The sequence below is a fragment of the Falsiroseomonas oryziterrae genome (assembly GCF_021864505.1).
GTDB lineage: Bacteria > Pseudomonadota > Alphaproteobacteria > Acetobacterales > Acetobacteraceae > Falsiroseomonas > Falsiroseomonas oryziterrae.
This window is the reverse complement of record NZ_JAKJIB010000163.1, coordinates 1-8,291: the sequence shown is the minus strand read 5'-3', so window position 1 is coordinate 8,291 and position 8,291 is coordinate 1. Positions and strand designations below refer to the sequence as shown.

Below are 8,291 nucleotides of genomic sequence, written 5' to 3'. Positions count from 1 at the left end.
GCTAGTGACTGGAGTCGAGACGTGCGCTCACCCGATCAGCGGCGGCGATCGGGGCGCGGCAGGCGGGGAGAACGGCGGGGCGCTGCCGGGGAGGGCGTTGCCCTCCCCGGACCCCTCCCACCAGGAGCCTGCGGGCTCCTGGACCTCGATCAGTTTATCGCCGGTCAGGGAGGGGGCTTGGCCCCCTCCCTGACCGGCGATGAAAACGAATGGGATCCAAGGGCCCGCTGGCCCTTGGCGGGGAGGGGCCGGGAGGGGCAGAGCCCCTCCCGCAGGCGCCCCCGGCGGTTGACTCCCGCCGGCCCCGCCCGTATCTCGCGCCGCTCGAAAGGTCAGTCCGATGAAGATCCGCAACTCGCTCAAGACCGCGAAGACCCGCGACAAGAACTGCTTCCTGGTGCGTCGCCGGGGCCGGGTCTACGTGCTGAACAAGAAGAACCCCCGCCTGAAGGCCCGCCAGGGCTGACACGCGCCGGCCGCGGCACTGCCGCGGCTTGGCTCCGGGATGGTTGACGCCGCGCGAGGTCTCCTGGCGCGGCATTTTACGTTGGTCTCGCCCGAATCCCTTCCGTAACCTTCGCCTCCCCCGCGGCGAAGAACCGAGGAAGGACAGGAGGGACCGTCCATGCAACCCCGCGCCGTCGCGCTGGCGATCACCGCCTGCGCTTTGCTCGCCACGCCCGGCCAGGCCGCCGACCCGCCCTCGCCGGAGGCGGTGGTGGACGCCTTCGAGGCGGTGCTCGGCCCGATCCGCACGCACCGCCCCTCCCACGCCAAGGGCACCTGTGCTGCCGGTCATTTCGTCGCGACGCCGGAGGGTACACGCCTCTCCGTCGCGCCGACCTTCAGCGGCCAGCGCGTGCCGGCGATCATCCGCTTCGCCGTCGGCGGCGGCAACCCGAACGCCCCCGACACCGCGCGCCTGACCCGCGGCCTCTCGATCCGCTTCGAGACCCCCGCCGGCGACATCTGGGACATGGCCAACATCAGCGTGCCGATCTTCGGCTCGCCCACGCCGCAGGCGCTGGTGGAGGGCCTGCTCGTCCGCCGCCCCGACCCCGCCACCGGCCAGCCCGACCAGGCGCGCGTCAACGCCTTCGTCGCCGCCAACCCGGCGACGACCTACCAGGGCCGCTGGCTGGCGCAGAACAACCCGCCGGCGAGCTGGGCGACCACTCCCTATTGGGGTGTCAACGCGTTCCGCTTCCGCGGCCAGGATGGTGAGGTCCGCCACGCCCGCTGGGTGTTCGAGCCGCGCGCCGGCACGCTGCGCCTAACGGAGGAGCAGATGCGGACCATGCCCGCCGATTTCCTCGCGGATGAGCTGCGCCGCCGCGTCGCCGCAGCGCCGGTGGAGTTCGACATGGTGCTGCAATTCCCAGGACCGGGCGACGACCTGACCAACCCGACCGTCGCCTGGCCCGACGACCGCCCGCGCGCCGTGGTCGGCCGCCTGGCGGTGACCGAGGTCGCGCCCGGCCCGGGTGGCGCCTGCGATCCGATCAGCTTCATGACGCTCGACCAGGCGCCCGGCGTCGAGTTCAGCGACGACCCGACGCTGCACGCCCGCACCGCGCCCTACGCCGTCTCGCTCTCGCGCCGCCTGCAGTAGTCCGGGGCCCTCGCGTGATGCAGCTGGCCCCACGTGCTCCGCCTCCTTGCCCAGGTCCGGTGCGGCCGATGCGAATGCGGCCGCACGGCGGCCGCCGCGCCGCGACTGCCAGCGTCGGCGCTTGAGGCCACACATCGACGCCGGCTTGCCCGTGGCAAGCCGCACCGCCATCTTCCGCGCATGATCGCGCTGCCCCCGCCGAAGCAGGACATTCTCGCCCGTCGCGACGAGATCGTTGCGGCGTTGCGCGCCATCGTGCCCGGCGAAGGGACGATCAGCGAGCCGCTTCGCCTCAAGCCCTACGAGACCGACGGGCTCAGCGCCTATCGCCAGCCGCCGCTCGCCGTCGTGTTGCCGACCTCGACCGACCAGGTCGCGCGGATCATGCGCTACTGCCACGAGCAGGGGATCCGCGTCGTGCCGCGCGGTGCGGGCACCTCGCTCTCGGGGGGCGCGCTGCCGCTCGAGGATGCCGTCGTCATCGGCCTGATGCGCATGAACCGCATCCTGGAGGTTGATTTCGACGACCGCCTGGCCGTGGTGGAGGCGGGCGTGACCAATCTCGGCATCACCAAGGCGGTGGAGCACGAAGGCTTCTTCTACGCGCCCGACCCGTCGTCGCAGCTCGCCTGCATGATCGGCGGCAACGTCAACATGAACTCGGGCGGCGCGCATTGCCTGAAATACGGCGTCACCGCGAACAACCTGCTTGGCGTCACCTTCGTCACGCCCACCGGCGATGTCGTCGAGGTCGGCGGCGCCCATCTGGACGCCGCCGGCTATGACTGGCTCGGCCTGCTGACCGGCAGCGAGGGCCAGCTCGGCATCGTCACCGAGGTCACCGTCCGCATCCTGCGCGGCCCCGAGGGCGCGCGCGCCATGCTCGCCGCCTTCAAGGGCACCGAGATCGCGGGCCAGGCGGTGGATGCGATCATCGGCTCCGGCATCATCCCCGTCGCCCTCGAATTCATGGACAAGCCCTGCATCCATGCCTGCGAGGCCTTCGCCCATGCCGGCTATCCGCTGGACGCTGAGGCGATGCTGATCATCGAGGTCGAGGGCAGCGAGGCGGAGCAGGATGACCTGCTCGGCCGCATCAAGGAGATCTGCGCCCGCTTCGACCCGATCAGCCTCAAGGTCGCGACGAGTGCCGAGGAATCGATGGCGATCTGGAAAGGCCGCAAGGGCGCCTTCGGCGCGGTCGGTCGCATCAGCCCCGACTACCTCTGCATGGACGGCACCATCCCGACCGGCGAGCTGCCGCATGTCCTGAAGCGCATCGGCGAGATGAGCGACGACTACGGGCTCAAGGTCGCCAACGTCTTCCATGCCGGCGACGGCAACCTCCACCCGCTCATCATGTTCGACGCCAACGACCCCGAGAGCTTCCGCAAGGCCGAGGCCTTCGGCGCCGACATCCTGAAGCTCTGCGTCGAGGTCGGCGGCTGCCTGACCGGCGAGCACGGCGTCGGCGTCGAGAAGCGCGACCTGATGGGCGTGCAGTTCGAGCCGCATGAGCTCGACCAGCAGCGACGCATCAAGTCGGCCTTCGACCCGGCCTGGCTGCTGAACCCGCACAAGGTCTTCCCGCTGGAAGCGGCGCAGTGAGCGTGAACCTCATCGCGCCGCACCGCGAGGCCGACCTCGCGCGCGAGGTGGCGCTGGCCACCGGGACGCGCGAGCCGATCGCGATCGAGGGCAACGGCTCGAAGCGCGCGCTGCTCCGCCCCGTGCAGGCGGCGCGCACGCTCTCCACGCGCAACCTCACCGGCATCACGCTCTATCGCCCGACGGAGCTGGTGATCTCCGCACGCGCCGGCACGCCGCTGCCCGAGATTGAGGCCGCGCTGGCCGAGAAGGCCCAGATGCTGGCCCCCGAGCCGCCCGACACGCGCGCCCTGTTCGGAACCGACCTGCCGGCCACCATCGGCGGCATCGTCGCCGCGAATCTCTCGGGTCCGCGCCGCATCACGGCCGGCGCGATCCGCGACCACGTCCTCGGCATCCGCTTCGTCAACGGCGCGGGCGAGGTGGTGCGGAGCGGCGGGCGCGTGCTGAAGAACGTCACCGGCCTCGACCTCTGCAAGCTGCTCACCGGCAGCCACGGCACGCTCGGCGTCATCACCGAGGTGACGATCAAGGTGCTGCCGGCCGGCGAGACATCGGCCACCCTGGCGGTGCGCGTCCCCGACCTCGAAACCGGGATTCGCACACTGAGCGCCGGGCTCGGCAGCCCCTATGGCGTCACGGCAGCGGCTCTGCTGCCGGACGCGCAGGGGCCGCTCGCGCTGCTGCGGCTCGAGGATTTCGCCGCCTCCGTCGCCTATCGCAGCGGTCGGCTCGCCGAGGACCTCGCCCGCTTCGGCGAGATCCGCGTGATCGGCGCCGAGGAGTCGCTGCCGCTCTGGCGCGGTGTCCGTGATGCCGCACCGCTCGCCGCCGCTTCGGAGGAGGCCGTCTGGCGCGTCTCCGTCCGCCCGAGCGCGGGTGCGAAGGTTGCGCAGGCTGCGCAGGCGCTCGGCGGGCGGGCGTTGCTCGATTGGGGCGGCGGCCTCGTCTGGATCGCGGGCCCGGCGACGGAAACGGCGCATGCCGCCGTGATGGCGGCGGCTGAGGCCGCGCGCGGCACCTTCACCCTGTTCCGCGCGCCGGAGCCGCTGCGTGCCGCCGTCGCGGTGCTGCCGGAGGAACCCCCGGCGCTCGCCGGCATCGCCGCGCGGGTGAAGGCCGCGCTCGACCCGGCCGGCGTGCTGAACCCGGGGCGGATGCGCGCCGGGCTCTGAGGCCTAAGGCGCCGGCGGGATCGGCACGCCGCCCCGGAAGCCCTGCTGGGTCCAGAGATACGGCCCGGCATCGACGCGCACCCAGCCGATGCGCGGGTTCGACAGGTCCGCGATCAGCATGAGGCAGCCGCCCCAGGCGGCGAGCAGCAGCACCGCGATCGCCGGGTGCCAGCGTCGCTTGATCCCCCATTGGTAGCCGATGCCGCCCACGCTCACGAGCGTGAGGCCGAACAGCAGCCAGGGCAGTTCCACCGGCATCTGGCCGGAGAAGGCCCAGCGCTGCGTCGTCGCCATGTCGAAGGCGTCGTTGAGCGACGCTTGCAGCCCGGCGGCCACCGGGTCGGGCCTCTCCCGCACGATCGCCGCGGCATGCCCCCAGATCAGCGTCTGCAGCCGCCCCGTCTCGGCCGCGGCGCGATCGAGCGCGGCGCTGTCGCGCGGGGCCGAGATCCAGGCGATGCGCACCTCGGTGTAGCGCTCCAGAAGCCGGCCGATCTCCGCGCCGCGCGGATGCCCGATCGCCTCGGCGCGCAGCCAGGCCGTGCCGATCGCATTCGCCTCGTCCAGCGCAGCGCGGCGCCGGTCCTCGAAGCGCGATGCGGCGATGGTGATGGTGAGACCCATGGTGAAGGCGAGCAGGCCGAGCAGCGCGCCGACCACGACGCTCACCCCCTCGACGGGATCCTGCTCGCCCGCCGAGACGCGCCGGGCATGGCGCTGGCCCAAGCGATGGCCGACCCAGAGCGCGCCGAACTGCAGCGCCACCATGACGAGCCCGAAGGCCAGCAGGCTGAAGGCCGCAAGCTCGATCAGCCAGCGCATCGCCGGTCCCCCCGATTCGTCTCCCCGCGCGGCAGGATGGGCGGCGTGCTCCGTCCCCGCAACGGCGCCGCCCTTGGCTTTCCCTCGCGGCCCCGAAGCCCCATCTTGCGCCGGCAGGGGACCCCGGGATGCAAACCAGTTTCACAGACGCGCAGCTGCGCGATCCGGACACGGCGGAGAGCAACAAGATCCTCCGCACCTGCGTCCATTGCGGCTTCTGCACCGCGACCTGCCCGACCTTCGTCGTGCTGGGCGACGAGCTCGACAGCCCGCGCGGCCGCATCTACCTGATCAAGGACATGCTGGAGAACGACCGCCCCGCGGCGCCGGAGGTGGTCAAGCACATCGACCGCTGCCTCTCCTGCCTCTCCTGCATGACCACCTGCCCCTCCGGCGTGCACTACATGCACCTGGTGGACCATGCCCGGCGCCACATCGAGGAAACCTACGACCGCCCGCCGGCGGAGCGCGCGCTGCGCAAGCTGCTCTCGGCACTGCTGCCCTATCCGTCGCGCTTCCGCCTCGCGCTGCGCGGGGGCGTGCTCGGCAAGCGCCTGGCCGGGCTGATCCCCGGCCGCTCGCAGACCGCCGAGCGGTTGCGCGCCATGCTGAAGCTCGCGCCCGCCGCGGTGCCGCCCGACAGCCCGATGCAGCGCCCGGGCGTCCACCCTGCGCAAGGTGAGCGGCGCGGCCGCGTCGCGCTGCTCACCGGCTGCGCGCAGCAGGTCCTCGCCCCCTCGATCAACGAGGCGACGATCCGCCTGCTCACGCGCATGGGGATCGAGGTGGTGGTGACCGCGCAGCAAGGCTGCTGCGGCGCGCTCGACCACCACATGGGCCACCACGATCCCGCGATGCGCCTCGCGCGCGCCAACGTCGAGGCCTGGCACCGCGAGATGGAAGGGCAGGGGCTCGACGCGGTGGTCATCAACGCCTCGGGCTGCGGCACGACGGTGAAGGACTACGGCTTCCTGTTCCGCGCCGAGGGCGAGGAGATCGCGCGCAAGGCCGCCGCCGTCTCCGCCATCGCGATGGACGTCTCCGAGCTGCTGGTGAGGTTCGGCTATGCGCCCTCGCGCGCCGCGCCCGGCCTGACCGTCGCCTACCACGCCGCCTGCTCGCTGCAGCACGGCCAGAAGATCACCGCCGCGCCGAAGGACCTGCTGAAGCGCGCCGGCTTCGCGGTGAAGGAGCCGGCGGAGGGACATCTCTGTTGCGGCTCGGCGGGCACCTACAACCTGCTGCAGCCCGAGATCAGCGCGCAGCTGCGCGAGCGCAAGCTGTCCAACCTCGATCGCACCCGCGCCGACCTGATCGCCTCGGGCAACATCGGCTGCCTGACCCAGCTCGCCGGCGGCGCGATGCCGACGGTGCACACGGTGGAGCTGCTGGACTGGATGGCGGGCGGGCCGGAACCGGCCGTGGTCGCGGGCCTTCGCCGGGCGCGCGCCGCATGACGGTGTCCGGCACCGTGCCGGCCGCCCTGGGGGCGGCCCCGCTGCCGCCAGCACCGCCCGCGCTGCTCGACGCGCGCTCCGCCTGGATCACGCACCTGCCCTTCGGCGCCTGCCTCGTCGCCGCGCTGCGCCCGCGGCTCGTCGTCGAGCTCGGCGTGCATGTCGGCGTCTCCTACTGCAACTTCGTCGAGGCGATGGCGCGCGAGGGCATCGCGGGGCGCTGCCTCGGCGTGGACACCTTCGTCGGCGACAGCCACACCGAGGCCTATGACGGCAGCGTGCTCGCCGCGCTGCGCGCCCATCACGACCCGCGCTACGGCCATTTCTCCACGCTGCGCCAGGCCACCTTCGACGCGGCGGCGGAGGAGATCGCGCCGGGCAGCGTGGACCTCCTGCACATCGACGGCCTGCACACCTACGAGGCGGTGCGGCACGACTACGAGACCTGGGCGCCGAAGCTGTCGGAACGGGGCGTCGTGCTGTTCCACGACACCGAGGTGCGCCGCCGCGACTTCGGCGTCTGGCGCTACTGGCCGGAGGTCTCGGCGGGCCGCGCGCATTTCGCCTTCCTGCACGGCTTCGGCCTCGGCGTCCTGGCGCCCGGCGAGGTTCCCGCCGCGCTGCGACCGTTGTTCGACGCGACAGGGGAGGCGGCGGAGGAGATCCGCGCGCTGTTCCAGCGCCTCGGCCGGGCCTGCCTCGCCGCCTTGCCGGCAACCTAGCGCCGGTGGAAGAAGCGGGCGCGGCCGCTCGACCGGCCGCCGTTCCGGGAGGACACCACACCATGCACCGCCGCGACCTGCTCCGCGCCGCGCCGCTTCTCGCCCTGCCGCTGCCCGCCTTCGCGCAGCCCGCCTTCCCGGACCGTCCGATCGCGCTCGTCGTGCCCTTCACCGCCGGCGGCTCGGCCGACATCGCAGCGCGCATCCTGGCCGAGCGGATGGCGCCTCGTCTCGGCGCCAACGCCCGCATCGTGGTCGAGAATCGCGCCGGCGCCGGCGGCTCGCTCGGCGCCGACCATGTCCGCCGGCAGGCGCCGGACGGGCACACGCTGCTGCTCGCCACCGCCTCCTCGCACGGCACCAACCCGGCCGCGCTGCCGGCCCAGACGCCGTACGACCCGGTGGCGGACTTCACGCCGCTGGCCATCGTCGGCGGCGGGCCGATGGTGGTGGTGGTGCCGGGCCGCTCGCCGCATCGCACGCTTCCCGACCTGCTGAACGCCATCCGCGCGCGCCCCGGCGCGCTCAGCTTCGGCACCTCCGGCGCCGGCGGCATCGGCCATCTGACCGCGGAATACCTGCTGTTCCGCGCCGGCAACCTCCGCGCCGAGCACATCCCCTATCGCGGCGGCGCCCAGGTGCTCGCCGCCATGGCCGCCGGCGAGCTCGACTTCTCCGTCGAGGTGCTGGCCTCCGCCGCGCCGCATGTCCGCGACGGCACGTCGCGCGCGCTGGCTGTCACCGTCCCGCGCCGGCACCCGATGTTCCCCGATCTCCCCTCGGTCGCGGAGTTCGGCATGCCGGATGTCGAGATCACCACCTGGAACCTGCTGCTCGCCCCGCGCGGCCTGCCCGACCCGCTCGTCGCGCGGCTGAACGAGGCCGCGACCGCCGC

General features: G+C 72.9%; 8 protein-coding genes. 7 read left to right on the top strand and 1 reads right to left on the bottom strand.

Going from position 1 to position 8,291, the window contains the following annotated elements; translation table 11 throughout:
• Window positions 1–340 precede the first annotated feature (340 nt).
• The 4 genes from ykgO to glcE all read left to right on the top strand — a co-directional run bounded on the left by ykgO (window position 341) and on the right by glcE (window position 4,395).
• Window positions 341–466 carry a type B 50S ribosomal protein L36 gene (gene ykgO / locus L2I40_RS13740; protein ID WP_109872693.1) on the top strand — a complete coding sequence of 42 codons (126 nt, stop codon included), beginning with the start codon at window positions 341–343 and terminating at the stop codon, window positions 464–466.
• 159 nt (window positions 467–625) lie between these two features.
• On the top strand, window positions 626–1,612 hold the full coding sequence (locus L2I40_RS13735; RefSeq protein WP_237215528.1) for a catalase family peroxidase: 987 nt from the start codon (window positions 626–628) through the stop codon (window positions 1,610–1,612).
• A gap of 180 nt (window positions 1,613–1,792) precedes the next feature.
• Window positions 1,793–3,220, top strand: coding sequence for an FAD-linked oxidase C-terminal domain-containing protein (locus tag L2I40_RS13730; RefSeq protein WP_237215527.1), 1,428 nt, complete (start codon window positions 1,793–1,795; stop codon window positions 3,218–3,220).
• Complete coding sequence (gene glcE, locus L2I40_RS13725) at window positions 3,217–4,395, top strand: glycolate oxidase subunit GlcE (protein WP_237215526.1); 1,179 nt, start codon at window positions 3,217–3,219, stop codon at window positions 4,393–4,395. Before L2I40_RS13730 ends, glcE begins: the two co-directional genes overlap by 4 nt.
• Window positions 4,396–4,398: 3 nt before the next feature.
• Here glcE and L2I40_RS13720 read toward each other — a convergent pair whose 3' ends face one another.
• Window positions 4,399–5,217: a bestrophin-like domain gene (locus L2I40_RS13720; RefSeq protein ID WP_237215525.1), complete on the bottom strand. Its 819-nt coding sequence runs from the start codon at window positions 5,215–5,217 to the stop codon at window positions 4,399–4,401.
• A gap of 128 nt (window positions 5,218–5,345) precedes the next feature.
• Here L2I40_RS13720 and glcF point away from each other — a divergent pair, with 128 nt between their 5' ends.
• From glcF to L2I40_RS13705, 3 genes are all read left to right on the top strand, one after another.
• A complete protein-coding gene (glcF, locus tag L2I40_RS13715; protein WP_237215524.1) occupies window positions 5,346–6,674 on the top strand; it encodes a glycolate oxidase subunit GlcF in 1,329 nt (442 codons plus the stop codon).
• Window positions 6,671–7,396, top strand: coding sequence for a class I SAM-dependent methyltransferase (locus L2I40_RS13710; protein ID WP_237215523.1), 726 nt, complete (start codon window positions 6,671–6,673; stop codon window positions 7,394–7,396). Before glcF ends, L2I40_RS13710 begins: the two co-directional genes overlap by 4 nt.
• Before the next feature lie 62 nt (window positions 7,397–7,458).
• Window positions 7,459–8,291, top strand: an 833-nt coding sequence (locus L2I40_RS13705; protein ID WP_237215522.1) for a Bug family tripartite tricarboxylate transporter substrate binding protein, incomplete at its 3' end; no start/stop codon positions are given.

Bases quoted from the DNA above. Each gene is read 5' to 3' on its own strand.
- L2I40_RS13720 (WP_237215525.1), bottom strand. From the start codon at position 5,217: ATGCGCTGGCTGATCGAGCTTGCGGCCTTCAGCCTGCTGGCCTTCGGG.
- glcF (WP_237215524.1), top strand. From the start codon at position 5,346: ATGCAAACCAGTTTCACAGACGCGCAGCTGCGCGATCCGGACACGGCG.
- L2I40_RS13730 (WP_237215527.1), top strand. From the start codon at position 1,793: ATGATCGCGCTGCCCCCGCCGAAGCAGGACATTCTCGCCCGTCGCGAC.
- L2I40_RS13735 (WP_237215528.1), top strand. From the start codon at position 626: ATGCAACCCCGCGCCGTCGCGCTGGCGATCACCGCCTGCGCTTTGCTC.
- ykgO (WP_109872693.1), top strand. From the start codon at position 341: ATGAAGATCCGCAACTCGCTCAAGACCGCGAAGACCCGCGACAAGAAC.
- L2I40_RS13710 (WP_237215523.1), top strand. From the start codon at position 6,671: ATGACGGTGTCCGGCACCGTGCCGGCCGCCCTGGGGGCGGCCCCGCTG.